Origin of the sequence: Streptomyces sp. NPDC001787, assembly GCF_040297465.1 — a bacterium.
Taxonomy (GTDB): domain Bacteria; phylum Actinomycetota; class Actinomycetes; order Streptomycetales; family Streptomycetaceae; genus Streptomyces.
This window is the reverse complement of record NZ_JBEOZE010000006.1, coordinates 113218-138789: the sequence shown is the minus strand read 5'-3', so window position 1 is coordinate 138789 and position 25572 is coordinate 113218. Positions and strand designations below refer to the sequence as shown.

The 25572-nt window shown below is 72.5% G+C and carries 21 protein-coding genes; 11 read left to right on the top strand and 10 right to left on the bottom strand.

The window, feature by feature from the left end; translation table 11 throughout:
• Nucleotides 1-62 precede the first annotated feature (62 nt).
• Nucleotides 63-929, top strand: a complete 867-nt coding sequence (locus tag ABT170_RS10890; RefSeq protein WP_351865939.1) for a phosphotransferase — start codon at nt 63-65, stop codon at nt 927-929.
• A 142-nt stretch (nt 930-1071) separates the two neighbouring features.
• Here the strand turns inward: ABT170_RS10890 and ABT170_RS10885 are convergent, their stop codons facing one another.
• Entirely contained in the window at nt 1072-1824 is a 753-nt protein-coding gene (locus ABT170_RS10885; RefSeq protein ID WP_351865937.1) for a 3'-5' exonuclease, read from the bottom strand.
• A gap of 150 nt (nt 1825-1974) precedes the next feature.
• Nucleotides 1975-3207: a DUF5919 domain-containing protein gene (locus tag ABT170_RS10880; RefSeq protein WP_266925031.1), complete on the bottom strand. Its 1233-nt coding sequence runs from the start codon at nt 3205-3207 to the stop codon at nt 1975-1977.
• A 590-nt stretch (nt 3208-3797) separates the two neighbouring features.
• Between ABT170_RS10880 and glgX the strand changes: the two genes are divergently transcribed.
• Nucleotides 3798-6002 (top strand): glycogen debranching protein GlgX, encoded by a 2205-nt coding sequence (glgX, locus tag ABT170_RS10875; protein ID WP_351865934.1) that lies wholly within the window; start codon nt 3798-3800, stop codon nt 6000-6002.
• A gap of 125 nt (nt 6003-6127) precedes the next feature.
• The gene (treY, locus tag ABT170_RS10870) at nt 6128-8599 is read left to right on the top strand and encodes a malto-oligosyltrehalose synthase (protein WP_329942588.1); all 2472 of its coding nucleotides are present in this window, start codon (nt 6128-6130) and stop codon (nt 8597-8599) included.
• On the opposite strand, the gene ABT170_RS10865 is transcribed toward treY, so the two are convergent.
• Complete coding sequence (locus ABT170_RS10865; protein WP_329942587.1) at nt 8559-9638, bottom strand: cytochrome P450; 1080 nt, start codon at nt 9636-9638, stop codon at nt 8559-8561. The two genes, treY and ABT170_RS10865, sit on opposite strands and share 41 nt — an antisense overlap.
• A 202-nt stretch (nt 9639-9840) precedes the next feature.
• Entirely contained in the window at nt 9841-10407 is a 567-nt protein-coding gene (locus ABT170_RS10860; protein ID WP_351865930.1) for a DUF1707 and FHA domain-containing protein, read from the bottom strand.
• Nucleotides 10408-10537: 130 nt separating this feature from the next.
• On the opposite strand from ABT170_RS10860, the gene ABT170_RS10855 reads away from it, so the two are divergent.
• From ABT170_RS10855 to ABT170_RS10835, 5 genes are all read left to right on the top strand, one after another.
• Nucleotides 10538-11491, top strand: a complete 954-nt coding sequence (locus ABT170_RS10855) for a GNAT family N-acetyltransferase (protein WP_351865927.1) — start codon at nt 10538-10540, stop codon at nt 11489-11491.
• Between the two features lie 277 nt (nt 11492-11768).
• Nucleotides 11769-12680: a GNAT family N-acetyltransferase gene (locus ABT170_RS10850; RefSeq protein WP_351865924.1), complete on the top strand. Its 912-nt coding sequence runs from the start codon at nt 11769-11771 to the stop codon at nt 12678-12680.
• A 126-nt stretch (nt 12681-12806) separates the two neighbouring features.
• Nucleotides 12807-13328: a MarR family winged helix-turn-helix transcriptional regulator gene (locus ABT170_RS10845; protein ID WP_351865921.1), complete on the top strand. Its 522-nt coding sequence runs from the start codon at nt 12807-12809 to the stop codon at nt 13326-13328.
• A gap of 101 nt (nt 13329-13429) precedes the next feature.
• The gene (locus tag ABT170_RS10840; RefSeq protein ID WP_329942582.1) at nt 13430-13894 is read left to right on the top strand and encodes a hypothetical protein; all 465 of its coding nucleotides are present in this window, start codon (nt 13430-13432) and stop codon (nt 13892-13894) included.
• 55 nt (nt 13895-13949) lie between these two features.
• Nucleotides 13950-14816, top strand: coding sequence for an NmrA family NAD(P)-binding protein (locus ABT170_RS10835; protein WP_329942581.1), 867 nt, complete (start codon nt 13950-13952; stop codon nt 14814-14816).
• 64 nt (nt 14817-14880) lie between these two features.
• On the opposite strand, the gene ABT170_RS10830 is transcribed toward ABT170_RS10835, so the two are convergent.
• Nucleotides 14881-16239 carry a GH1 family beta-glucosidase gene (locus ABT170_RS10830; protein WP_351865916.1) on the bottom strand — a complete coding sequence of 453 codons (1359 nt, stop codon included), beginning with the start codon at nt 16237-16239 and terminating at the stop codon, nt 14881-14883.
• A gap of 170 nt (nt 16240-16409) precedes the next feature.
• On the opposite strand from ABT170_RS10830, the gene treZ reads away from it, so the two are divergent.
• Nucleotides 16410-18254, top strand: coding sequence for a malto-oligosyltrehalose trehalohydrolase (gene treZ / locus ABT170_RS10825; RefSeq protein WP_351865913.1), 1845 nt, complete (start codon nt 16410-16412; stop codon nt 18252-18254).
• A 173-nt stretch (nt 18255-18427) separates the two neighbouring features.
• On the opposite strand, the gene ABT170_RS10820 is transcribed toward treZ, so the two are convergent.
• Nucleotides 18428-19876 carry an amidase gene (locus ABT170_RS10820; protein WP_351865910.1) on the bottom strand — a complete coding sequence of 483 codons (1449 nt, stop codon included), beginning with the start codon at nt 19874-19876 and terminating at the stop codon, nt 18428-18430.
• Between the two features lie 501 nt (nt 19877-20377).
• On the opposite strand from ABT170_RS10820, the gene ABT170_RS10815 reads away from it, so the two are divergent.
• Nucleotides 20378-20911 (top strand): hypothetical protein, encoded by a 534-nt coding sequence (locus ABT170_RS10815; RefSeq protein ID WP_329942577.1) that lies wholly within the window; start codon nt 20378-20380, stop codon nt 20909-20911.
• 11 nt (nt 20912-20922) lie between these two features.
• Here ABT170_RS10815 and ABT170_RS10810 read toward each other — a convergent pair whose 3' ends face one another.
• On the bottom strand, nt 20923-22050 hold the full coding sequence (locus ABT170_RS10810) for a M24 family metallopeptidase (RefSeq protein ID WP_351865907.1): 1128 nt from the start codon (nt 22048-22050) through the stop codon (nt 20923-20925).
• 215 nt (nt 22051-22265) lie between these two features.
• Nucleotides 22266-22898, bottom strand: a complete 633-nt coding sequence (locus ABT170_RS10805) for a nucleoside/nucleotide kinase family protein (protein ID WP_351865904.1) — start codon at nt 22896-22898, stop codon at nt 22266-22268.
• Between the two features lie 116 nt (nt 22899-23014).
• Here ABT170_RS10805 and ABT170_RS10800 point away from each other — a divergent pair, with 116 nt between their 5' ends.
• Entirely contained in the window at nt 23015-23404 is a 390-nt protein-coding gene (locus tag ABT170_RS10800; protein ID WP_351865901.1) for a VOC family protein, read from the top strand.
• A gap of 161 nt (nt 23405-23565) precedes the next feature.
• Here the strand turns inward: ABT170_RS10800 and ABT170_RS10795 are convergent, their stop codons facing one another.
• A complete protein-coding gene (locus tag ABT170_RS10795) occupies nt 23566-24225 on the bottom strand; it encodes a LuxR C-terminal-related transcriptional regulator (protein WP_329942574.1) in 660 nt (219 codons plus the stop codon).
• Nucleotides 24213-25442 carry a sensor histidine kinase gene (locus ABT170_RS10790; RefSeq protein ID WP_351865897.1) on the bottom strand — a complete coding sequence of 410 codons (1230 nt, stop codon included), beginning with the start codon at nt 25440-25442 and terminating at the stop codon, nt 24213-24215. The genes ABT170_RS10795 and ABT170_RS10790 overlap by 13 nt, the downstream gene beginning before the upstream one ends.
• Between the last annotated feature and the right edge of the window lie 130 nt (nt 25443-25572).

Below are 25572 nucleotides of genomic sequence, written 5' to 3'. Positions count from 1 at the left end.
TCATCGTGCTGACGGACCGTCCGTTCGTCAAGGCGGCCTGCGCGGATGCGAAAATCGGAGCCATGAACGAGATGCGTGCGCGCGAGGTACTGGCCGCTGCCGGACTTCCCGGCGGGGCGGAGCTGCTCGCGCTGGGCGAGAACGCGGTGTTCGCCGACGGCGACCTGGTGGTCAAGGTCGGCCGGGACGCCACGCTCCACCCGGAGCTACGGGACCGGGCCGAGCGCGAGGTGGCCGTCGCGCGGTGGCTGGCCGCGTCCGGGGTCCCCGCCGTACGGTCGGCCGAACCCGGGGCACGCCTGGTCGAGGGCCACCCGGTGACCCTGTGGCACCGGCTTCCCGAGGCCGTGCGCCCCGCCGAGCCGCAGGACCTCGCGCCCCTGCTCTCCCTCGTCCACGCGCTGCCCGCCCCGGCCGGCTTCACCCTGCCGCGCCGCGAGCTGCTCGGCGGCGTCGAGCGCTGGCTGCGGCTCGCGGGCGACACGATCGATCCGGCCGACGCCGACTATCTGCGGGAGCGCCGCGACGGCTTCGCGGCGGCCGCGGCCGCGCTGGCCCCGCATCTTCCGCCGGGTCCGATCCATGGCGACGCCCTCCCCCGCAACGTCCATGTCGGCCCGGACGGCCCCGTGCTGGTCGACCTGGAGACGTTCTCCTTCGATCTGCGGGAGCACGACCTGGTCGTGCTCGCCCTCTCCCGGGACCGCTACGGCCTGCCCGCCGCGGCGTACGACGCCTTCACCGCGGCGTACGGATGGGACGTGCGGCAGTGGGACGGCTGCGCGGTGCTGCGCGGAGCACGGGAGACGGCCAGCTGTGCCTGGGTCTCCCAGCACGCGCCCGCCAACCCGAAGGCACTCACGGAATTCCGGCGGCGGGTGGCGTCGTTGCGGGACGGTGACGCCGAGGTGCGCTGGTACCCCTTCTGAGACGGACGGCCGGCGGACTTCCGAGGCGGTTCACCGGTGGGCTTCCGAGGCGGACGGCGAGCGGACCGAAGGGGCCTCCGCACCCGGACCGGCTGACCGCCGGGCCTGCGGACCCGCGGACCTGCGGGGGGAAGTACCGCCCTCAGCCCTCGGACGGGGCCGATATGCCGGACAGCGTCGCCGCCGGCTCCCGCAGGGGCCAGTGCCCGTCGATCACCGCGTCGGCGCTGCCCTTCCGGCGGAGGAACTTCTCGAAATCGGCCGCCCAGCGCGCGTACCACTCGATCTGGCGCTCGTGCAGTTCGGCCGAGGTGAGTGCGGCCACCGAGCCGTGCCGCTCGGCTATCGCGTACGCCACGCGCACCGCGGCCAGCGCGTCCGCCCCCGCGTCGTGCGCGCCGCCGTGCACCACCCCGTACTCGACGCAGACCGCTTCGAGAGTGCGCTTGCCCTTGCGGTAGCGGTCGACGGCGCGGTCGATCGTGTACGGGTCGACGACCGGGCCGATTCCGGCGCCGCCCAGCCGGTCGCTGAGCGAAGGCAGCCCGTGCCGGCGCAACTCCGCAGTCAGCAGGGTGAGATCGAACGACGCGTTGTACGCGACGACCGGCACCCCTTCGCGCCAGTAGGCCACCAGGGTCTCGGCGATCTCGTCCGCCACCTCGCGCACCGGGCGGCCCTCCGCCGCCGCCCGCTCGCTGCTGATGCCGTGGATCGCGGAAGCCTGCGCGGGAATCCGGATGCCCGGATCCGCCAGCCAGGACCGCCGCCGGACCGGCTCGTCCTCGCGGCCCTCGACCGCGACGACCGCGGCGGTCACGATCCGGGCCTCCAGCGGTTCCGTACCCGTCGTCTCCAGGTCGAAGCCGACCAGCGGCTCACGGTGCCAGCTCATCCCGTACCTCCTTCGTGGTGCTCTCCCCCAGGTGATGAACACCCTCCCACGCACCACTGACAAGCCCGCACCGGCCGCACACCGCGGGACCGTCGGGGAGCGCCGGGAGCGGCCCGGCCCGTCGAGGCCGTCATGGGAGTGGCCGGCCCGTCAGGAGACCGGCCGCGAGTCCGTCCACACGGATTCGAACTCCTCCCGGTACGTCTCGAACAGTCCGTGCTCGCTGTCCTGCCCCACCCTGACCACGGAACGCCCGCCGCCGCGCAGGACCAGCACGGGAGCCTCCATGCCGCGGGCCCGCCGCAGGTACGTCTGGACGACACCCACGGCGTCCGGTCCGTCGCCGTCCACCAGGTAGGCCGTGAAGCGCGGGGTCTCGTCGAAGACCTGGATCTGGAAGGCGCCCGGGTCACGGAGTTTGGAGCGCACCCGGCGCATGTGCAGGATGTTCATCTCCACCGAGCGGCTCAGCTCGCCCTTCTTGAGGCCCAGTTCCCGCTCGCGGCGCTTGACCGCGCTGCTGGCCGGGTTGATGAACAGCAGCCGGACACGGCAGCCCGATTCGGCCAGCCGCACCAGCCGCCGGCCGGAGAAGTTCTGCACGAGCAGGTTGAGCCCTATGCCGACGGCGTCCAGGCGCCGCGCACCGCCGAAGAGGTCCTCGGCGGGCAGCTGGCGCTGGAGCCGCACCCGGTCGGGGTGGACCGAGACCACGTCGGCGTACCGGTCACCGACCAGTTCCTCCACGGCGTCGACGGGCAGCCGGTCCGCGGACGGGACCGCGGCCCCGCTCCCGAGGATTTCGAGGAGCCGCGCGGAGGCCCGCTCCGCCTGGGCCAGGACCGCCTCGTTCAGCGCGCGGTTGCGGGAGACCACATTGCGCGCCACCTCCAGCTCGTCCAGGGCCAGCTCGACATCCCGGCGGTCGTCGAAATAGGGCTCGAAACAAGGCCAGTGCTGGACCATCAGCTCGCGCAGCTGCGGCAGGGTGAGGAAGCTGAGGACGTTGTCGTCGGCCGGGTCGAGCAGATAGCCCTTGCGGCGCGAGACCTCGCGGACCGCGACGGCGCGCTGCACCCACTCCTGGCCCGCCGGTCCGGCCGCGGCGACCACCCAGTCCTCGCCGTGCACCGGTTCGTAGATGGGCCGCAGCACCGCGGCGACGACGGCCCGCAGCCGCTGTTCCACGAGATTCAGCCAGATATAGGCCCGTCCGGCCCGCTGGGCCCGGGTGCGTACCTCGGTCCAGGCATCCGCTCCCCAGTCGAGCTCGGCACCGATCTCCAGGGGCTGCGCAAGGGACACCGCCCCGGGCGGTGCATCGGTCGATTCCCCCTCGTGACCTGCGTCACCTGGGGGTAGCTCGAACCCTCCCGAGCTCACCCGCGTACCGCCTTCCACTCCCCCACCCAACGATCAAGGAAGGGTACTCCGCGAGCGGGATCCGGTGCAGCCGGATGCGCAGGCTGCTTTCTCAACTCCCCTGCGGGAAAAGCCCGTTCCAAGCGGCAACATTGGGCGGAGTGAGCGGATTCATAGTGATTAACCACCCCACGACATGCCGCATTCCGGGCGGCGGACCGCTGGGCAGCGGCAGTTTTCCGCCCTGGGCGGCATCGAGGTGTCCGAAGTTGACCGGTGCGGCCCCGACAGCCCGTCACGGGAACCCCCGGGCGCCGACCGGGCCGGGCCTCTCCGGCCCGGCGCCCTCAAGGCTGTCCCCGTGCGCCCCGGCGGATCGGCGCGCGGCGGTGGACACGGCGCGTCGCACGGCGGAGGGAGGTCCGCATACGGGATGTATGCGGACGCTCCGACACACCACGAGGTGCCGTAGCTGTCGTCGCGCGCCGGCCGGGGACCGCGGGACGGCCTTCGGGTGGACGCACCTCTTTCGGGGAGTATCTGGCTCATTCGGGGAGTATCTGGCCCAAGAGACCCCTCGCACCCGGATCAGAAGGGGAAGAATCCTTTCCATGCAGGTCTGGCCGGGACAGGCGTATCCGCTCGGCGCCACGTACGACGGCGCCGGGACCAACTTCGCGGTCTTCTCCGAGGCCGCCAACCGAATCGAGTTGTGCCTGCTGCACGACGACGGCTCCGAGACGGCGGTGGAACTGCGCGAGACCGACGCCTTCGTCCGCCATGCCTATCTGCCCGGGGTGATGCCGGGTCAGCGCTACGGCTTCCGGGTGCACGGGCCGTACGAGCCGCAGCGCGGGCAGCGGTGCAATTCGGCGAAGCTGCTGCTCGATCCGTACGCGCGGGCCGTGGCCGGGCGGATCGAGTGGGGCGAGGCGGTGTACGGCTATCCCTTCGGCCGGCCCGACGCGCGCAACGACCTGGACTCGGCCCCGCACACGATGAGCTCGGTCGTGGTCAACCCGTACTTCGACTGGGGCGACGACCGGCGGCCCCGTACGGACTACCACCGCACGGTGATCTACGAAGCCCATGTGAAGGGGCTGACGATGCTCCATCCGGGCCTGCCCGAGGAGCTGCGCGGTACGTACGCGGGGCTGGCGCACCCGGAGGTCATCGCCCATCTGACCGAGCTGGGCGTCACCGCGATCGAGCTGATGCCGGTGCACCAGTTCGTGCAGGACCACCGGCTGGCGGACGCCGGGCTGGCCAACTACTGGGGCTACAACACCATCGGCTTCTTCGCCCCGCACAACGCGTACGCCTCCTGGGGCGACCGCGGGGAACAGGTGCTGGAATTCAAACAGGCCGTACGGGCGCTGCACCAGGCGGGCATCGAGGTCATTCTCGACGTGGTCTACAACCACACGGCCGAAGGGAACCATCTCGGTCCGACGCTCTCCTTCCGGGGGCTCGACAATGCCTCCTACTACCGCCTCATGGACGATCAGCGGTACTACATGGACACCACCGGAACCGGGAACTCGCTGCTGATGCGGTCCCCGCACGTGCTCCAGATGATCATGGACTCGCTGCGGTACTGGGTGACCGAGATGCACGTGGACGGGTTCCGGTTCGATCTGGCGGCGACGCTGGCCCGGCAGTTCCACGAGGTGGACCGGCTGTCGTCGTTCTTCGATCTGGTGCAGCAGGACCCGGTGGTCAGCCAGGTGAAGCTGATCGCGGAGCCCTGGGACGTCGGTGAGGGCGGCTATCAGGTAGGGAACTTCCCCCCGCTGTGGACCGAGTGGAACGGCAAGTACCGCGACACGGTGCGGGATCTGTGGCGGGGTGAGCCGCGCACCCTGGCGGAGTTCGCGGGCCGGCTCACCGGCTCGTCGGACCTCTATCAGGACGACGGGCGCCGGCCGCTCGCCTCGATCAACTTCACCACCTGCCACGACGGATTCACGCTGAACGACCTGGTCTCGTACAACGACAAGCACAACGAGGCGAACGGCGAGGGCAACCGGGACGGCGAGAGCCACAACCGGTCCTGGAACTGCGGCGTGGAGGGCGAGAGCGAGGATCCGGAGGTTCTGGAGCTGCGCCGACGACAGATGCGGAACTTCATCGCCACACTGATGCTGTCGCAGGGCGTGCCCATGCTGAGCCACGGGGACGAGTTCGGCCGGACCCAGCGGGGCAACAACAATGCCTACTGCCAGGACAACGAGCTCTCCTGGGTGCACTGGCCCGATCCGTCGTCGGCGGGCGCGGGCGCTGATACGGACCCGGACGCGGATACCGACGCGGAGAACGTGGGTGGCGGAACCGGAGCCGGGACCGGTTCGGGTTCCGGCAGTGGACTGCTGGAGTTCACCCGGGCCATGGTGTGGCTGCGCCGGGACCATCCGGTCTTCCGCCGCCGCCGCTTCTTCCACGGACGGCCCGTGGAAGGCACCCATGACGAGCTCTCCGACATCGCCTGGTTCACCCCCGAGGGCGAGAAGATGACCCAGCGGGACTGGCAGGCGGCCCACGCCCGTGCCATGACGGTCTTTCTGAACGGGCACGCGATCTCGGAGCCCGGACCGCGCGGCGAGCGGATTTCCGACGACTCGTTCCTGCTGATGTTCAACGCGGGCGCCGAGACCCTGGACTTCGCCGTTCCGGTGAACCACGGGCGGCAGTGGCAGGTGGTGGTCGACACCGCACGGCCGGACGGTGTGCCGCCGGGGAACGGGCCCAAGGTGTCGGCGGGTGAGCGGGTGACGCTGATCGGTCGGAGTCTGGCGGTGCTGAAGCGCCCGGCGTGAGCCCGGCGTGAGCCCGGCGAGCGTGGCCTGCGCCCGGCGTCACCCCCGTGCCTCCCGCGACAAGAACGGGTGATGCTCACGGCCGCCGTGACACACACCGCCGCCCGCTGGGTACGTACGTTCGCATGACGCCCACCGCCACGTACCGCCTCCAGCTCCAGCCGGACTTCCCCTTCTCGGCAGCCGGGGACGCGGTGCCCTACCTCGCCGCGCTCGGCGTCTCCCATCTGCATCTCTCGCCCGTCCTGGAGGCCGTTCCCGGTTCCCGGCACGGCTACGACGTCGTGGACCACAGCCGGGTCCGGGCCGAGCTGGGCGGTGAGGAGGGGCTGCGGCGGCTCGCCGCGACGGCACGCGAGCACGGGCTCGGGCTGGTCCTGGACATCGTGCCCAATCACATGGCGACCGCGCCCCGCCACAACCGGGCGCTGTGGGAAGTGCTCCGCGAGGGCCCGGAGTCCCCCTACGCCCGCTGGTTCGACATCGACTGGGCGGAGCACGGCGGCAGGGTCCTGCTGCCGGTCCTCGCGGGGCGCCTCGGCGATCAGCTCGACCGGTTCTCGGTGGAGGGCGACGTGCTGCACTACGACGAACAGGTGTTCCCGCTGCGCGAGGGTACGGCCGCGCTGCCGCTGCGCGAGCTGCTGGACGCCCAGCACTACCGGCTCGGCTGGTGGCGGCTGGCCCGTACCGAACTGAACTACCGGCGCTTCTTCACCGTCCCGGAGCTGATCGGGATCCGCGTCGAGCACCCCGAGGTCTTCGACGCCACCCACGGCAAGGTGCTCGAACTGCTCCGGGACGGTGTCGTCGACGGGCTGCGTGTCGACCACCCGGACGGTCTCGCCGACCCGGCGGCCTATCTGGAGCGGCTCGACCGGGCCACCGGCGGCCGGTGGACGGTGGTGGAGAAGATCCTCACCGGACCGGAACCGCTGCCCGCGGGCTGGGCGGTCGCCGGGACGACGGGGTACGACGCGCTCCACCGGATCGACGGGCTGTTCACCGACCCCGCGGGCGCGGCGGAGCTGCTCGGCCGCTACCGGGACTTCGCGGGCCCGCCCGGAGACCGGGGCGGCTACTGGGCGGCGACCGTGCGCCGGGCCGCGTACCGCGTGGTGACCCATGAACTCGCCGCCGAGACCGCGTGGCTGACCCGGCTGGCGGTCCGGGTGTGCGCCGCGGATCCCGTCCTGTGCGACCACGCCCCGTGGGCACTGCACACCGCCGTACGCGAACTGCTCGTCCGGATCCCGGTCTACCGTCCGTACGTCACGGCCGGCGGGCCGCTCACGGACGCCGCCGCGTCGGCGCTGCCGCAGGAGGCGGTACGGGACGCGAGGGCGGTGTTCTCCGTACCGGAGGAGGCGGCGGCCGTCGACGTCGTGCGGGACCTGGCGCTGGGGCGGCTCGGCGACGGGCCGGAACAGGCCGCGTTCTGTGCCAGGTTCGCGCAGACGGCGTCGGCGCTGCACGCCAAGTCGGTCGAGGACACCGCGTTCTACCGCTATGTGCCGTTGGTCTCCGCGACCGAGGTGGGCGGCGACCCCGGCAGGCCCGCCGTGCCACCTGAGGAGTTCCACATGTTCTGCGCACGGCTGGCCCGGGACTGGCCGGCCGCCGGCACGGTACTGACCACGCACGACACCAAGCGCAGTGCTGATGTACGGGCCCGGATCGCGGTGCTCTCGGAGTGCCCCGAACGATGGTCCTCGCTGGTGGAGCAGCTGACCCGGGCGACGGCGGTGACGGCACCGGACCCGCAGCTGGCCTGGCAGTCCTGGCAGTCCTCGTACGGCTGCGCGGCGCTGCCCGGCACGGAGATGGCGGGGCGGCTCGAACCCGCACTGCTCAAAGCCGTACGGGAGGCGGGGCTCTTCACCAGCTGGACCGAACCCGATCCGGGGTACGAGCGGGCGGTGACGGACTTCGTCGCGGCCGGTCCGGGCAGCGCCACCGGTGCGGCGCGGACGCTGGTGACACGGTTCGCGGGGACGCTCGTCCCGTTCGTGCGGGCCAATGTGCTGGGCGCGGCTCTGGTGCATCTGACGATGCCGGGGGTGCCCGATCTGTATCAGGGCACGGAGCACGAGTACATCGCGCTGGTCGACCCGGACAACCGGCGGCCGTTCCGTCGGCCCGCTGCCGGATCGGCCGGCACCGACGGCTCGGCCGGGGTCGACGGCTCGGGGGGTGAGTACGGCTCGGCGGGTGGGTACGGCTCGTTCGGGGCCGGCGAGAAGGCGGCGCTCACGATGGCCGCACTGCGGCTGCGGCGGGCGCGGCCGGAGGTGTTCGGGGAGTCGGGGACCTACACCCCGCTGGTCGCTAGCGGCGCGGCGGCCGGGCACTGTCTGGCGTTCTGCCGGTCGGGCGAGGTGGTCACGGCGGTGACCCGGCTGTCCCTGCGGCTGGCGGAGGAGGGCGGCTGGCGCGGCACGGTGCTTCCGCTGCCGGACACCGGACCCTGGCAGGACGTCCTGGCGCCGGGACGGGAGTTCTCGGGCGGCACGGTCGCGGTGGAGGAGCTGTTCGCCGAACGGCCGGTGGCCCTGCTCAGGAAGGCCGTACGAGAAGAGTCCGCGGACCACGCGTGAGCAGCCCGGTGCCGACCGGACGGAAGCCGTCCGCCCAGCGGATGCGGGGCATGGCCTCCAGCAGGGCGCGAAGCCCGTACTCGGCCTCCAGCCCGCCGAGCAGTACGGCGGGGCAGCCCGCGGGGCCGGTGATGAGACGGCCGGGATCGGGACGGAGGGGGTCGAAGCGGTCGGGATCGGTGAAGCGGTCCGGGTCGCGTCCCGCCGCGCCGGTCAGACAGGCGACGGGTACCCCTGCGGGGAGCGTGCCGCCGCTGACGGGGACTTCGGTCAGGGTGCGGCGCAGGACGATCTGGACGGGCGGGTCGTGGCGCAGCGTCTCGGTCCAGGCCCGCGCGATGAGCCCTGGTTCGGTGCGTACGGCAGCCAGCAGGTCGCCGTCGTCGAGCAGGTTGGCCAGGAACGACGCGAGGGCCGTCTCCCGCAGAGCCGTGTGCCCCGCGCAGTCGGTGGGACCGGCGGCGGAGTGGATGAGCCGCGGATGGAGGGCGGCACGTGGCAGCCGGTCGAGGTCCGGGGAGGAGAGTCCGGCCGCGGCGGCTGCGGCACCGGCCGGAAGCCAGCGGCAGAACTCCTCGACCAGGTCCGCCTGTTGGCGCCCGGCTATGCGGCGGGCCAGCACATAGGCGGTCCGCTCGACGGCCTTGCGGCGGGCGGGGGCCACCATGTGAACGGCTCCTTCGGAGCCTGCGGGGCGGGGCTGGAACTCGGGCCCCCGCGGCCCTTCGTCCCGCGCCGTACAGCGGAGGCTGCCCCGGCAGAGCCCGAGCGGGGCGGGGTCGCCGCGCGGTGCGCCGTCGTGCGGGTAGCCGGCGAACCGGGGGTCGGTGAGCGCGACGGCCACATCGGCGTACCTGCTGAGCAGCCAGGCGCCCAGGCCCTCGTCGTAACAGAGCGGGTAGGCATCGCGCAGGCGGCGGTAGAGCCGGAGCCGGCAGGGGTCGGTGGCCGCACCGGGCTCCAGGAGGCCGGGCTGCCCGCCCGTCCCTCTTCGCGGGGCGGGGGCCGCGGGTACGCGCTCGGGTCCGTCGACCGGCATCCGCACCCCCGGGGTCGGTGCGTCGCTGTCCGACGCGGGTGCCTTCAGCCCACCACCACCGGGGGCTCACCGCAGTCGGCGTGCGGCCGTTCGGGTGACGGCCGCGCACGGCGGGGCACCCGGCGGGATTCGAGGGGCGAGGCCGGCGAACGGCGGGATTCGAGAGGCAGGCGGGGTTCGCGGGTCAGGCGGGGTTCGCGGGTCAGGCGGGCGGACGGAGCGCCTGGGCGGTCAGCCGGAAGCTCATCCGGCCGAAGCTGACCTGGTCCCCGTCACGGACCGGGACCGATCCGACGACCCGCTGGCCGTTGACACAGGTGCCGTTCGTCGAACCGAGGTCGCGCAGCACCCATCGGCTGCCCTGCACGGTGAGTTCGGCGTGCAGCCGGGACACGGTCTCGTGGTTGAGCCGCAGGCCGTTGCCCGGGTCGCGGCCGATGAGGAGCGGGTAGGGGCCGGGGGCCGGCAGCAGGAGCTTCGGCAGCCGTTCGGTCTGCCAGGCCCGGCGCATCCGCCCGGGGAAGGCCGACAGGCCGCCCACGGCACGCGCCAGGCTCCGGGTCCAGCGCCCGCCGGAGTCCAGGTCGGAGGTGAGCGCCGCCAGTTCCTCGGGACGGCGTGCGACGAGGGCCAGTTCCATGCGTCGCAGGAAGGTGTCGTGGGAGAGCTTGCCCTGCGCGGCCCCTTCTCTGAGCACGCCGAGGACACGGTCGCGCTGGGCGTCCGACAGCCGCGCGGGATACGTGTGGAACTCGAAGGGGGACGTCACAGGGACGATTGTCGGGCCGACCGCCCCGGGGTGTCCAGAAGAACCCCTCTTTCCGCCCGTGCTGACCTGCGGCGCTCCTCGGCCGGGGCCGTTGTTAGTGTCTGCGGCCTATCCGCCATGAGGAGACTTCGTGACCCTTGCACCACAGGATTTGACCGTTCGTCCGCTGGCCGGACCGCAGGAGCTGGGACTCTTCTGCCGTCTGCCGTACGTCCTGGACCACGAGTTGGCGGACGACCTGGCGAGCGGCCTGCGCCGCCCGGAGTGGATGTGGGTGGCGCTGCGCGGCGAGCGCGTCGTGGCCAGGGCCGCCTGGTGGACCGCCGAGAAGGGCGGGCAGCCGCTGGCACTGGACTTCTTCGACCTGGACGACACCCTGCCCGTACCCGAGCGCGTCGGGACAGGGGTCCGGCTGCTGGAGACGGCCGTCGCGGCGGTGCTGCCCGGGGGCGCGGCACGCCCCGAGTACGGCAGGTTCGTGCCGCCGGACTGGCGCGAGGACCCGGTGGCGCGCGAGAGCGTCGAGGCCCGGATCCAGGTGATGGAACGCACGGGTGCCCGGATGCTGGTGGAGCGGCTGCGTCTGGAGTGGCGGGCCGGGACGGCGGTCCCCGAGGACAGCGGCCGGCTGGTGTTCCGGCCGGTCACCGGGCGCGAGGATCTGGTCGCCCTGATGACACCGGTGATGGAGGGCACCCTGGACGCGCACGGGCAGGCGGACCTGGCGTCCGGGCTGAGCGCCCGGGAGGCGGCGGAGAAGCACTTCGACGAGGAACTTGCGGGCTACACGAGCCCGCGGGAATGGTGGCGGACGGCCGAACTGCCCTCCGGTGAACCGGTCGGCTTCGTCGTCCCGGCCCGCAACAACTACAACCCGATCATCGCGTACATCGGCGTCCTGCCGGCACACCGCGGGCAGGGCTACATCGACGACATCCTCGCCGAGGGCACCCGGGTGCTCGCCGGACAGGGCGTGGAGCGGATCAGGGCGGCGACCGACCTCGGCAACGTCCCGATGGCGAAGGCCTTCGAGCGCCTGGGGTACGTGAACTTCGAGCGCGCGTTCAACATGGTCTGGGACTGAACCGTCCGGGGATGTCCCGTCACCCGACCGTCCGGGAGCGAGGCCCGTGGTTCCGGCGTCCCGTCAAATCCGATGGACGGGCCGACCGGGGCCGGGTTAGTGTGCTCGCGAAACACCGAACCGGCCGAGCGAGTCGTGGAAGGAGGCGAGAGAAGTGCGTACGAGCGACAGCACCACCATCCGCAGCACCTCATTCCCGCGCTCCCGTCCCGTCCGCAGGGCGGTGTCGGACTCCGTCTGACCGGGAGCGCGCTGTTCAGTCCCCGGAGGACAATCCATGACCGATCTGGTCATCCGCGCGCTCGGTGCGAGCGACGCCCAGCTCTTCGACTCCCTTCAGGACCGCGCCCTCGTCGGCCGGGCCGCGTTCGGCCACCGCTACGCCACCGTCGCGGCCGGCGGCGACTACCGCCCCGAGTGGACCTGGGTCGCCCTGCGCGAGGGCACCGTGGTCGCCAGGGCCGCCTGGTGGGGCGGGCCCGATGACAGCGAGCCCATCCTGCTGAACTGGTTCGACTTCGCGGACGGGGAGGACGAGGCGGGCGCCGAACTCCTGCGCCGCGCCCCCTTCCACCTCGAGTACGAACTCATCCTGCCCGCGGACTGGCGGGAGGTCCCCGAGATCACGGCCGCCGCGCGGTCCCGGATCGCCGCCGCCACCGCGGCCGGGCTGCGACCGCTCGTCGAGCGCTACCGCTACCGCTGGACCCCGGACGACGGGCTGCCCGCGCGCCCCGGCCGGCTCACCTTCCGCCCGGAGCCCGACGACGCCGTCATCCTGGACGTCCTGCGCCGGGTCCACTCGGTCACCCTGGACGCCCACGCCCGCAAGGCGATCGAGGGGCCCGGCGGCCTGGAGGCGGCGGCCCAGGAGGAGCTGGACTTCTTCCACTGGTGCCCCTCGCCGCGTTCCTGGTGGCAGTTGGCGTACACGCCGGACGGCGCGGTGGCGGGCATCCATGTGCCCGCGCACAACCCGTCGGGTCCGTGCATCGGCTTCATCGGGGTCGTCCCCGAGGCACGTGGCCACGGCTACGGCTACGACCTGCTCGTGGAGTGCACGCACTTCCTGGCCGAACAGGGCGCCGAGTACGTAGCGGGCGCGACCGACCGGGGGAACGTCCCGATGGCCGTGGCGTTCGCCCGTGCCGGACATCGCATCACCCAGGAACTCATCCACCTGGCGTGAGCACGGCGGCCTCACCGGCAGACCGGCCGCGGGTGATCCTGTCACCCCGTGCGGAGCCGGTGAGGCAGCCGCCGTCGCGGCTCCACACGGCTTGACCGGCCTGTAGTTAGCTGCCATATTAGTTTCATGAGCAACGAGGACGCGAACCCTGGCGCCGTGCCGACACTCGATCAGGCACGGCACCAGATCGCACGGTACGGACTCGACGCCGACCCCCAGGCGGTGCTCGTGGCGGTGCGCCTGATGGCCGCGGGGGTACGACTGGACCGCGCGTCCGAAGTGCACTTCTCCCGTTTCGGACTCTCGACCGGGCGCTACCGCCTCCTGGTGGACCTTGAGGACAGCGACGGGGAGAAGTCGCCGTCGCGTCTCGCGAAGAGCCTCGGCGTCTCGCGCGCCACGGTGACCGGCCTGGTGGACGGGCTCGAACGTGAAGGCCTCGTAGCCCGTCGCGCGTCCGCGGAGGACGGGCGGGGCGCGGTGGTCGTCCTTACGGCGCGCGGCGCACAGCGACTGCGCGACATGGCCGCGGACCACTTCGCGCGCCTTCAGGCACTGGTCGGCGGACTGACCGCCGACGAGCGCGGACTGTTCCTGGACCTGCTGGAACGGATCACACAGGGGATCGGCGCACTGACCGCCGAGTAGCGCCCCGCGCCGCACGAGAAGCGAGAAGCAGTCGCCCGACCGGGCGGCAACCTCCCCATGCCCACATAGTTAGGCCCCTAACAATCATTCGAGGAGTGCCTGTGAGCCCTACCCGCACCAAGACCGCCGAGCGCGGTCCCACGGCACGCCCGTTCACACTCCGGAAGGAAGTCGCCGTCGCCTACCTGGCCCCCGCCCTCATGGCCGGGCTCGGTGGAGTCCTCGGCGGCCGGCCCGGACTGACGGTGGCCGCCTTCACCTCCATCGGGGCCACATCGGCCGCGGTGGCCTTCGTCGTCGGCGGGTGGTTGCACCGCGGGGGCCGCCCGCGCCGGTGGACGACATCGGTGCCGCGTCCCGCGATCACCATCGGGCTCGGCATCGCCGCTGCCGGAATCGCGGGACCGGCCGGGTGGTTCGCGGCCGGCTGGCTGCCCGCACACACCCCGGTGCCCGACACCGGCTGGATCGAGCGGCTGCGGATCGACCTGCCGCTGTCGGCCGCCCTCGCGGCCACGATCATCACGTGGCGATGGCGCGGTACGGCATCCCCGCGGCAGAAGTGACCCGGCCGTCCTCCACCCGTTTCCCCGAACCCGTCACAACCACGAAAGGCACACCGTGATCACCATCATGGGCGCGACCGGCACCACCGGCGGCGCGCTGCTCCGTCGTCTGATCGAACTGGACGTCCCCTGCCGCGCCGTCAGCCGTACTCCGGACAGACTGCGCGCCGCGATGAGCGGGGAAGAGCGGGTCGAGATCGTCGGTGCGGACGCCGCGGATCCCCGCGCGCTGCGCACCGCGTTCGAAGGCTCCTCGCAGCTGTTCCTCGCCATGGCCAACAGCCCGCACCAGGTCGCGCTGGAGATCAACGCGATAGACGCCGCCGCCGCGTGCGGGGTACGGCACCTCGTCAAGCTCTCCTCCCCCGCGGTCGAACCCGACTCGACGGTCGCCATCTCACGCGGGCACTGGCGGGTCGAGGCACACCTCGCGGCAACCGGCATGGTGCCCACGCTGCTTCGGCCCTACGGGTTCATGCAGAACCTGCTCCTGAACGCTCCGGCGGTCGCCGAGGGCGTGCTCGTCGGGGCGATGCGCGACGTGCCCTGCAACTACATCGACGTCCGGGACATCGCCGATGTCGCCGCGGAGACCCTCCTCCGCCCCGGCCTCGGCGGCGCCACGTACACACTGACCGGCCCGCAGGCCTTCAGCCATCCGGAACTCGCCCTGCTCCTCACCGAGCGGACGGGCCGGCCCGTCCGCTGCGTCGACCTGTCACCGGACGACTTCCACGGCCATCTCGTGCGGACCGCGCACATGCCGGACTGGCTCGCGAGCCATGTGGTGGAGATCCAGCAACTGGCCATCGCTCGCCCGGAGTCCCCGAACGACACCGTGGAAACCGTTCTCGGCCGGCCCGCCCGGACACTGGACGCCTTCCTGCGCGAGCATCTCGCCATGTTCGCGCCAGTCGCCTGACCGGCACCTGACCGGCCCCCGCCGATGGCCGCGCATCCGCGAGGCGGCTGCCCGGCGGCGGGGGCTACCGCTGGTGCCGCGTCTTCTGCGCGCGGATCAGGTCGCGGTACCAGCCGTAGGACTCCTTCGGTGTCCGGCGCATCGTCTCGTAGTCGACGTGGACGAGCCCGAAGCGCTTGGCGGCGCCCTCGATCCACTCGATGTTGTCGGTGAGCGACCAGGTGAAGTAGCCGCGCACATCGATCCCCTCGTCGATGGCGGCGCGCAGTGCGGTGAGGTGTCCTTCGAGATAGGCGATACGGCGGTGGTCGGCGACGGGCTCGTCGATCGCGCAGCCGTTCTCGGTGATGTGGACCGGCGGAAGGCGGTCCCCGAAGCGCTCGCGCAGCAGGGTGAGCGTCTCGCCGAGGCCTTCGGGAACGACCGGCCAGCCGAAGTCGGTCTTCTCGTAGCCCTCGATCTCGCGTATGCCGAAGGGGAGTTCGGCGGGCATGTCGAAGCCGGAGAAGGATTCGAGGGCCTCCGGCTTGGGGGCGCCGACGAGGATGGGGTTGTAGTAGTTGACGCCGTACCAGTCGAGGGGAGCCGAGATGACCTTCAGGTCGTCCGCCACCGGGCCCGGCATCAGCGCCGCGAAGTTCTCGTCGGGGTAGCGGCCGGTGAGGATCGGGTCCGCGAACAGCCAGTTGGTGAGCGTGTCGTAGAGCTCCGCGCCGAAGCGGTCCTCCTCGCTGTCCCCTGCCGTCCAGACCGGGGCGTGCGAGAGCGCGACGCCGATGTTGTCGGCACCCGCCGCGCGCAGGGCGCGTACGGCGAGGCCATGGGCGAGCAACTGGTGGTGGGCCGCGGGCAGGGCGTCGAAGAGGAGGGCGCGCCCGGGGGCGTGCTCACCGAGCGCGTAGCCCAGCAGAGTGACTTCCGCGGGTTCGTTGATGGTGATCCACATGGGGACGCGGTCGGCGAGGCGTTCGGCGACGATGCCCGCGTACTCGGCGAAGCGGTAGGCCGTGTCCCGGTCGAGCCAGCCGCCCGCCTCGTCCAGGGGCAGCGGGGTGTCCCAGTGGTAGAGGGTGGGGGCGGGGGTGATGCCGTGGGCGCAGAGTTCGTCGACGAGCCGGTCGTAGAAGTCGAGCCCCTCGGGGTTGACCGCACCACTGCCCCCGGGCACCACGCGCGGCCAGCTGATGGAGAAGCGGAAGGCGTCCGCCCCGAGTCCGGCGAGCAGGGCCACGTCCTCGCGGTAGCGCTCGTGGAAGCCTGTGCCTCGCGTGGTGTCGGCGCCGTCCTTGATCCGGCCCGGCTGCGCGGCGAAGGCGTCCCAGCCGGAGGGGCCCTTGCCGTCGGTGTCGGCGGCCCCCTCGGTCTGGAAGGCGGAGGCGGAGGCTCCCCAGAGGAAGCCCGGGGGGAACATCGGCACGGTCATCTCGGCCTCCAGCAGCCGTACGTATGAGCAGAACCAGGCAGGGCAATGATCAGACCCAGACCCTAATCGCCAGTAACGGGCTCGCTCTAGTGTTCCGGGGCCGTAAACGCGACTTCCACCGATCATGGAGCCCGCCTTCGGGCGACCTGTTCATGAACGAGGAGTGGTGAATGCAGTTCGAGGTGTGGGCCCCGGAGGCGGAATCGGTCGTCCTGCGGCTGTCGAGCGCGACGGCCGGAACAGGTGCGGGGGCGGGCAGCGGCGCGGCAGCGGATGGCGGCGCTCGGGCCGGCGCGGCAGCGGATACCGGCGCGCGGCGGGCGATGGTGCGCGATCCGTCGCGTCCGGGGTGGTGGTGCGCCGAGGCCGACGCGGTGGACGGCGACCGCTACGGGTTCGCCGTGGACGACGGCCCCGTACGGCCCGATCCGCGTTCCCGCCGCCAGCCGGACGGCCCGGACGGCGAGAGCGCGGTCGTCGACCAGGAGGCGTACGTCTGGCGGAACCCGTGGGCGGGACGCGGACTGCCCGGCGGCGTCCTGTACGAGCTGCACATCGGGACGTACACCGGAGCGGGCACCTTCGACGCCGCCGCCGAACGGCTCGGCCACCTCGCGGAGCTGGGGGTGACCCATGTGTCGCTGATGCCCGTCTGCCCCTTCCCCGGCACCCACGGCTGGGGGTACGAGGGGGTGTCGCCGTGGGCCGTGCACGAACCGTACGGCGGCCCGACCGGACTGAAGCGCTTTGTCGATACGGCGCACGGTCTGGGGCTCGCGGTCGTCCTGGACGTGGTCCACAACCACCTCGGCCCGTCCGGCAACCACCTCCCGGCCTTCGGCCCGTACTTCACCGACACCCATCACACCCCCTGGGGCGCGGCGGTCAACCTGGACGCCCCGGGTTCGGACGAGGTCCGCGCGTACCTGCTGGGCAGCGCGCTCGCCTGGCTGCGCGACTACCGCCTCGACGGACTGCGGCTGGACGCGGTCCACGCCCTCGCCGACACCCGCGCGCTCACCTTCCTGGAGGAACTCTCCGCGGCCGTCGACGCGCTCGCGGCGGAGACCGGCCGACCGCTCACCCTGATCGCGGAGTCGGACCTCTGCGACCCGCGCACCACCACCCCGCGCGAGGCCGGCGGCCTCGGGCTGCACGCCCAGTGGAACGACGACTTCCACCACGCCCTGCACACCGCGCTGACCGGCGAGTCCCAGGGCTATTACGCCGATTTCGCCGAGGCCCCGCTCGCCGCCCTGGCCAAAACGGTGACCAGCGGCTTCTTCCACAACGGGACGTACTCCAGCTTCCGGGGCCGTACGCACGGACGCCCCGTCGACGTCACCCGGAGCGCGGCCCACCGCTTCGTCGGGTACGCCCAGACCCACGATCAGATCGGCAACCGGGCCCTCGGGGACCGGCTGGCCGCCACGCTCTCCCCCGGCCTCCGGGCCTGCGCCGCGGCCCTGGTGCTCACCGGCCCCTTCACCCCCATGGTGTTCATGGGCGAGGAGTGGGGTGCCCTGACGCCGTGGCAGTTCTTCACCGACCACACCGACCCCGCGCTCGCGGAGGCCGTACGCGACGGCAGGCGGCGGGAGTTCGCCTCGCACGGCTGGGCCGGGGAGGAGATTCCCGACCCGCAGGACCCGGCGACCCGCGACCGCTCCTGTCTCGACTGGAGCGAGCCGGAGCGCGAGCCGCACGCCCGGCTGCACGCCTGGTACCGCGAACTGATCGCGCTGCGCCGGGCGATGCCCGACCTCCACGACCCCGACCTCGCCACGGTCAAGGCCGCGTACGACGAGGACGCCCGCTGGCTGGCGTACCGCAGGGGCGATCTCCGGATCGCGGTGAACCTCGCCGCCGGCCCCGCCACGATCCCCCTGGGCGGCGGCCGGAACCGGCGCCCCGGCGGCAGGGTGCTGGCGGCGTGGGAGCCGGTCCGCGCGCCGGAAGCCGATGGGCTGCTGCATCTGCCGCCGGAGTCGTGCGTGGTACTGGCGGACGACTGAGGAGAGCCGGACGGGCGCGACGCGGGTGACCCCGGCGACGCGCCCGTCCGAAGCCCTGGCCGGAGGACGACACCCCCGCGCACCGGGGTACGGGACCCCGGTGCGCGGGCATCAGGACAGCCGCGCAGGGTGATATGTCACAGCCCCGCGGACCGGCGGCGCGGTGACGGCGCTCAGAAGCCCGGCGGGCGGCGGAATCCGCCGATCACCTTCTCCAGGCACCGCACGAACTGGACCGCGGTGCGGTCGTGCAGGTAGGGCGCGATCACCTGGATGCCGACCGGGAGACCGTCCCGGGTCGCCCCGACAGGCGCCACCGCGGCGGGCAGATGGTTGACCGCCGACGGCGCCATCCATGTGAGCATGTCGCGGTACGGCCGGTCGGCGCCGTCGACCCGCAGTGTCCGGACCGACCAGGTGGGATCGGGCTGCTGGTCGTGGGGGAAGGCGGCCGTGGGGGTCACCGGGCAGAGGAGCACATCGACATCGCGGAAGAACTCGGCCCAGCGGCGCCGGGAGTGCTGCCGACGTTCGTCGAGCGCGTGCCACTCACGGAAACTGACCGTCAGGTCCGACGCGAACCCGCCCGCGGCCCCCTCGGCGGCGGCGAGGTCAGCGAGCCCGGCATACGACTCGTCCGACTCGACCAGCCCGCTCTGCGCCATCAGCAACGGCTCGTAGAGGGACATCGTCTCTTCGAGCCCGACCGGCCCCTCTCCCTCGACCACGACGGCGCCCTCGGCCCGCACCGCTTCCAGCGTCGCCCGCATGATCGCGGTCAGCTCGCTGTCGACGGGGCAGAACGGGTCTTCGAGCCATGCCGCGACCCGGAAGCCCCGCAGCGTGGTCGACCTGGCGGCGGGCAGCTCCAGCCGCCACGCCGGGGCGCGGTCGTGGTCCGCTCCCGCGAGGATGTCGAGGCCGAGGTCGAGGTCGTCGGCGTGCCTGCCGAGCGGGCCGAGCACCGCCATGTCGAAGTCCGCCAGCGTTCCGGGAGCGTGTCCCGAGACGCTTCCGTACCTCGGCACGATCCCGAACGACGTGCGCAGTCCGTAGACGCCGCAGAAGTGGGCGGGCACCCGAATCGAGCCCGCCGAGTCGCCGCCGAGCTCCAGGCCGGTCAGCCCCGCGGCGAGTGCCGCGGCGGATCCACCGGACGAACCGCCGGGTCCGCGGGTCGGGTCCCACGGGTTGTTCGTGGTGCCGTAGACGTCGTTGTAGGTCTGCCAGTCCCGGGCGTCCGGCGGCATGTTGGACTTGCCGAACACGATCGCTCCGGCGCTCTTGAGCCGTGCGACCGACTCCGCGTCGCTCGTCGAGACATGCTCCCCCCAGCGGGCCGAACCCCCGGTGGTCCGCATGCCCGCGACTTCGAGACTGTCCTTGATCGTCACGGGGACACCGTGCAGGCGGCCGAGCTGCTCGCCGCGGGCGACCGCGCGGTCGGCCTCCAGCGCCGCGGCCCGCGCCCCTTCATCGTCCCGGGCGACGACGGCGTTCACCTTCGGATCGAGTTGCTCCACCCGGTCGAGGTAGTGGTCGAGCAACTCGACGCTCGATACCTCCTTTGCCGCGACGGCGGCAGCGAGCTGGCCTGCGGAGCGAAATGCCAGATCGGTCATGCGGAACCTCCAGAAAAGCTCGACCCGCGACGCTCACATCTCTGTGGGCGACGCAAAATCCCAGTTCAGGGCGGGTCTATGCCGAGCTTAGCGTGCGTGGGACCCCTGGTTGAGGTGTGGCCTTTCTCACTTTCGGCAGCGGCCTCGTACGGCCCTCCGGCCGGTCCCCGGAGGCCAGCGGACCCGGAAATGATCACGAGAAACGCTCGCGGACACGGCCGCCCGGGCCCGGGTTTCCGTACGCCCCCGGCGACGGACCGATGATCAAGGGCGGCCGGGTCGCGCCGTTCCGCGCAGGGCCGTCCCGGTCCCGGTTGTGCTCATCGCGCCGGCCGTCGGCGCGAGTTGTGCGCCCGTGCCTCCGGTTTCCCCCATCCCGTTTCGACGGTGGCCTTTCCGCGGCGCGAGGGACAGAGTGGTGGGACGGGCTCCTGTCCGATCACCCGCCCGTGGCAGTGCTGATGGACGCCCCACTCGTACCAGCCTCTTCAGGGAGAAGCCGTGCGCCGAACCACCGTTGTCCCGCTGGCCGTTGCCGCCGTGCTCCTCGGCGCGGTGCCCGTCTCGGCCGCGCCCGCCGGCCCCGGCAATGGCACCGGCACCGGCAGGGGCTGGGAACCCTCGCCCTCCGCGCCGTGGGACGTTTCCGCAGGCGTCCGGTGCGACTTCCCCGTGCACGGCGAGCCCGTCGTCGATGAAGTGGTGCGGCGCGTGCTGGACACCTACCCGGACGGTTCCGTGAAGCGGGTCGCGTACAAGGGCGACTTGGTCGTCCGGGTCACCAACACCGTGTCCGGTGCCTCCTACGACGCGGACGTGAGCGGCACGGCCGTCGTCGACCACCGCACCGACGGCTCCCAGTTCTGGTCAGCGCTCGGCCCCGTTCTGGTCGGGGTGGGAGCGGGCGGTGGCAACCTGCCGCGTGGCCTGTACATCGTCGACGGGAAGTACACCATGGACATCAGCGCGACCGGGTACAGGACCGTGGACATGACGTACGGCACGCAGAACGACATCTGCGCGCGCGTCGCCTGACCACGCGGGCCCTACTCGACGATCGCCAGCTCCCTGGAGGTGGTGTTCAGCCGCCGTCCGCCGTCCTCGGTGACCGTCACGATGTCCTCGATCCGGACTCCGAACCGGCCGGGGAGGTAGATGCCGGGCTCCACGGAGAAGCACATGCCCGGGACCAGCGCCCGCTCCTCGCCCTCGATCATGTAGGGCGGCTCGTGGGTGGTGACCCCGATGCCGTGGCCGGTGCGGTGGATGAAGCGTTCGCCGTAGCCGAATTCGGTGATCACGGCGCGCGCCGCGCGGTCGATGTCCTGGCACGCGGCACCGGGCCGGACCGCGGCGCAGCCCGCCTTCTGCGCCTCCCGGACGATGTCGTGCACGCGCTGCTCCTCGGCGGTGGGTTCGCCGACATGGACCGTACGGGAGGTGTCCGAGCCGTAACCGTGCTTGAGGCCACCGAAGTCGAGGACCACCATGTCACCGCGCTCGATGGTGCGGTCGCCCGCCTCGTGGTGCGGGTTGGCGCCGTTGGGACCGGAGCCGACGACGGTGAAGTCGACCTGGGAGTGCCCGAACTGCTTGAGGAGTGCGGACAGATCGGCCGCCACGTCGGTCTCCCGGCGGCCGGAGAAGCGCACCTTCAGGATCTCGCCGTACGTGGCGTCGGCGGCGGCGCCCGCTGCCGCGAGGCGGTCCAGCTCGTGCGCGTCCTTGACCGCCCGGAGCATCGGCAGGGCCTCGGTGAGGGAGGTGTAGGAGGTGGCGGGCAGGATCTGCTGGAGACCCAGCAGATGCATCGCCCAGGCGTTGTCGCTGATCCCGAACCGCCCCCCGGCGTCCAGCAGCGGCGCGGTCACCGCGTACGGGTCCTTGCCGTCGGTCCAGTCCCGCAGGGTGAGGGCCGGAGCGCCCACCGCGTGCTCGGCGTCCGGTGCCTCCAGGGTCGGGACGACCAGGACGGGGTCCTCGCCGGCCTTGAGGACGAGGAGGGTGAGGCGCTCGGTGCTGACGGGCTGGTAGCCGGTCAGGTGTACGAGGTCGGGACCGGGTGCCACGAGGAGACCGGCGAGACCGGCGGCCTCGGCCGCCTCGGCGGCGCGGGTCATCCGGGCCCGGTAGTCGTCGGCGGTGAAGGGGACGGGCTGGTTCGGGCTGGACATGGCAGACCTCCTGGCGGGCGACACGGCACACAGCATCCTGCCCGTACGCCGGAAACGGCGCTAGCGGAGGTCGGGTGCGGCGGTGCGCGGCCGGCCGGGAAGGCCGGCGGGTGCGCGGCCGGCCGGGTAGGGCGGTGCGTCGCCGACCGGGTACGGCGGTGCGTGACCGACCGTGGGCCGCGAGCGCGAGCGCGGCGGGCTCGCGCGCCGCCGGCTCAGCCGCGTACCAATAGGTCGGCCCGGTCCCGGCCCCTGGCGATCAGCCGGGCGTTCGCCTCGTCGGACTCCGCCACCCAGCGCTCGGCGTACGGGCGGGACTTGCCGAACCACACATGCCGGTCGACGAGCCTGCGCACCCGCGCCTCCGGGTCGAGGTCCAGGAACCACACCTCGTCGAGCAGCCCGCGCACCGGCGCCCAGGCCGCGTCGTCGTGGAGGAGGTAGTTCCCCTCGGTGACCACCAGCGGGACGCCCGGGGGGACGGGCAGGGATCCGGCGATGGGTTCCTCCAGGGCGCGGTCGAACGCGGGGGCGTAGACGGGTGCGGCGTGGTGGGGGTCGCGCAGGCGTCGCAGGAGCGCCGCGTACCCGGCGGCGTCGAAGGTGTCGGGGGCGCCCTTGCGGTCCGCGCGGCCCAGGCGGTCCAGTTCGGCGCCCGCGAGGTGGAAGCCGTCCATGGGAACGAGCACGGCGCGTCCTTCGAGGGCGTCGACGAGCCGGGCCGCCAGGGTGGACTTCCCGGCTCCGGGCGGGCCGGTGATGCCGAGGATGCGGCGGTGGCCGGGAGCGGCGAGGCGCCGGGCGCGGTCCGTGAGCCCGGTGAGGTCGGTGAGGTCGCTCGTGTCCATGCGGGGCATTGTGCGGGGGCGGGACGGAGGGGCGTTAGTGTTACGTATAACCGTCGTGTCGGCCCACTCAGCGGTCAGCCCTGACCGCCGTGCCGCTTCCCCGGAAGGACCCGCACATGTCCCTCATCGCCCTGGTCACGCTGGTCGTCCATAACTACGACGAGGCCATCGCCTTCTACCGCGACGCCCTCGGCTTCGAACTGGCCGAGGACACGGACCGGGGCGACGGCTCCCGCTGGGTCGTGGTGCGCCCGCGCGGCACCGCCCCGGGTACGGGCCTGCTCCTGGCCCTCGCCAAGGACGAGGCCCAGGGCGCGAGCGTGGGGGCGCAGACGGGTGGCCGGGTCGGATTCTTCCTGCACACCGAGGACTTCGCGGGCGACCACGAGCGGATGCGGGCGGCCGGGGTGCGGTTCCTGGAAGAGCCCCGGCACGAGGTGTACGGCTCGGTGGCGGTCTTCGAGGACCTGTACGGCAACCGGTGGGACCTGTTGCAGCCCGCGTGAGCCGCTGTGCCGGGCGGCGCGAGCCCAAGAACGCGCCCCGGCGTCGTCGGCGCCGGCCGCCCGGCGCGCCGCACTGTCGCATGGCGCGCCGCACCGTCGTACGGCCCCGCCGCCCGGTGCGCCCCGGCGTCACCCGCCCCGCCGGCCGGCGCCCCGCCCCGTCAGTTCGCTCCTTTGCTCTCCAGGTACGCCAGGACCGCCAGCACCCGCCGGTGCACCGAGCCGTCGTCCGGTTCCAGGCCGAGCTTGGCGAAGATCGAGCCGATGTGCTTGCTCACCGCACGCTCGGAGACGACCAGTTCGGCGGCGATGGTGGCGTTGGCCTGGCCCTGGGCCATGTGCTCCAGGACTTCGCGCTCCCGCGCGGTGAGGCTCTGGAGAGGGCCCGCCGAGGACTTCCGGGTGAGCAGCTGGGAGACCACTTCCGGGTCGAGGGCCGTGCCTCCGGCGGCCACCCGCTCCAGGGCTTCGAGGAACTGGTCGACGCGTCCCACCCGGTCCTTGAGCAGATAGCCGATGCCCTGGGCGCCCTGGGCGAGCAGCTCGGCGGCGTAGGTCTCCTCGACGTACTGCGAGAGGACCAGGATCGGCAGCTCCGGCAGTTCGGCGCGGGCGGCGAGGGCGGCGCGCAGGCCCTCGTCACGGAAGGTGGGCGGCAGCCGTACATCGAGCACCGCCACGTCCGGCCGGTGTTCGAGCAGTGCGGGCAGCACTTCGGGGCCGGCGGCGGCGTCGCCCACCACGTCATGGCCCGAGCTGGTGAGGAGCAGGATCAGGCCCTCCCGCAACAGGGCGTTGTCCTCGGCGATCACGATCCGCACGGCAGCTCCACTTCGATGTCCGTAGGCCCCCCGGTGGGGCTGCTGATCCGGGTGGTGCCGTCCAGCGCGGCGACCCGCCGCCGGATCCCCACCAGCCCGCTGCCGGCGCGTTCGTCCGCGCCGCCGTGCCCATCGTCGCCGATCACCACCCGCAGGATGTCGGGGCCCCGGTCGATCCGGACACGCGCCGAGGTGGCACCGCTGTGCTTGCTGATGTTGGTGAACGCCTCGGCGACCACGAAGTACGCCGCCGCCTCGATCGCGGCGGGCAGCCGCCGGCCGTCCTCGACGCCGTCCAGGTCGGCCGTCACGGGTACCGCCACATCGGCGGCCAGCGCCCGTACCGCACCGGCCAGTCCGCGGTCCGTCAGGATGGGCGGGTGGATGCCGCGCACCACGTGCCGGAGCTCGGCGAGCGCCTCGTCGGCGCCGTCCTGCGCCTCGCCCAGGCGGGCCCGCGCGGCGTCGGGATCGCGGTCGATGAGCTGCTTGGCCAGGCCGATCCGCATCGACAGGGCGACGATCCTGGCCTGTGCGCCGTCGTGCAGATCCCGTTCGATACGGCGCAGCTCGGCACCGTGCGCCGCGACCGCTCCGGCCCGGCTCTCGGTGAGCTGCTCGATCCGCTCGGCGAGCGCGGCGGACGGCCGGGAGGAGAGCAGGGACAGGGTCCAGTTCGCCGACAGATCCGCGAACACGGGGATCCAGCGCAGCACCCAGCCGCGCCGCTCGGGCAGGGGTGTGCCGTACTCGTCCGCGCTACGCCGGTCCAGGAGACGCACGAGCGGCAGCGCGGCCCCGTCCACGAGGAGGCCGATCGGCCACAGCACCATCGTGAGGTAGCCCAGCCCCATGCCGAAGAGGGTCTGCACCGGCAGCCACAGCACGTCGCGCCAGGTCGTGGGGTCGGTGAGGACGCGTCTGACCCGTTCGGACAACTCCCCGCTGTCCAGCGGCAGATACCGCGTCGGCCGGAACGGGACTCCGAGCCGGGCGGATGCCCTGCGGCGCTCGAACTCCGCGAACGCGCGCAGCAGTTTGGCGGCCTCCGGCAGCGCGGGCAGCCCGATGACGACGACCGCGAACATCAGGACGGCCACCACCAGGAAGCCGCTCAGATAGGTGAGCAGGGCTACGGAGATGCCGAGGAAGAGGTACTGCGACGCTTCCCACGCGCGACGGATGGCGGCCGTCAACGGGCCGGGATCGGGGCTCATGACATGTCACATTACGGGGGTTGGTCCGCCACCGGACGGGTGCGCTCCCCCCGGCCCGTGGTGGAGCAGGCTGTACCCCCGGCCGGGAGCGCGCACCCTCGTCCGAGGATCTTCCCCCTCGTAGCATTTT

Excerpts from the sequence above, each read along its gene's own strand:
- ABT170_RS10885 (WP_351865937.1), bottom strand. The coding sequence starts at position 1,824 with ATGAGCTGGCACCGTGAGCCGCTGGTCGGCTTCGACCTGGAGACGACG.
- ABT170_RS10805 (WP_351865904.1), bottom strand. The coding sequence starts at position 22,898 with ATGGACACGAGCGACCTCACCGACCTCACCGGGCTCACGGACCGCGCC.
- ABT170_RS10890 (WP_351865939.1), top strand. The coding sequence starts at position 63 with ATGAACGAGATGCGTGCGCGCGAGGTACTGGCCGCTGCCGGACTTCCC.
- glgX (WP_351865934.1), top strand. The coding sequence starts at position 3,798 with ATGCAGGTCTGGCCGGGACAGGCGTATCCGCTCGGCGCCACGTACGAC.
- ABT170_RS10865 (WP_329942587.1), bottom strand. The coding sequence starts at position 9,638 with ATGCCGGTCGACGGACCCGAGCGCGTACCCGCGGCCCCCGCCCCGCGA.
- ABT170_RS10845 (WP_351865921.1), top strand. The coding sequence starts at position 12,807 with ATGAGCAACGAGGACGCGAACCCTGGCGCCGTGCCGACACTCGATCAG.
- treY (WP_329942588.1), top strand. The coding sequence starts at position 6,128 with ATGACGCCCACCGCCACGTACCGCCTCCAGCTCCAGCCGGACTTCCCC.
- ABT170_RS10820 (WP_351865910.1), bottom strand. The coding sequence starts at position 19,876 with ATGACCGATCTGGCATTTCGCTCCGCAGGCCAGCTCGCTGCCGCCGTC.
- ABT170_RS10790 (WP_351865897.1), bottom strand. The coding sequence starts at position 25,442 with ATGAGCCCCGATCCCGGCCCGTTGACGGCCGCCATCCGTCGCGCGTGG.
- ABT170_RS10810 (WP_351865907.1), bottom strand. The coding sequence starts at position 22,050 with ATGTCCAGCCCGAACCAGCCCGTCCCCTTCACCGCCGACGACTACCGG.
- ABT170_RS10830 (WP_351865916.1), bottom strand. The coding sequence starts at position 16,239 with ATGACCGTGCCGATGTTCCCCCCGGGCTTCCTCTGGGGAGCCTCCGCC.
- treZ (WP_351865913.1), top strand. The coding sequence starts at position 16,410 with ATGCAGTTCGAGGTGTGGGCCCCGGAGGCGGAATCGGTCGTCCTGCGG.
- ABT170_RS10800 (WP_351865901.1), top strand. The coding sequence starts at position 23,015 with ATGTCCCTCATCGCCCTGGTCACGCTGGTCGTCCATAACTACGACGAG.
- ABT170_RS10850 (WP_351865924.1), top strand. The coding sequence starts at position 11,769 with ATGACCGATCTGGTCATCCGCGCGCTCGGTGCGAGCGACGCCCAGCTC.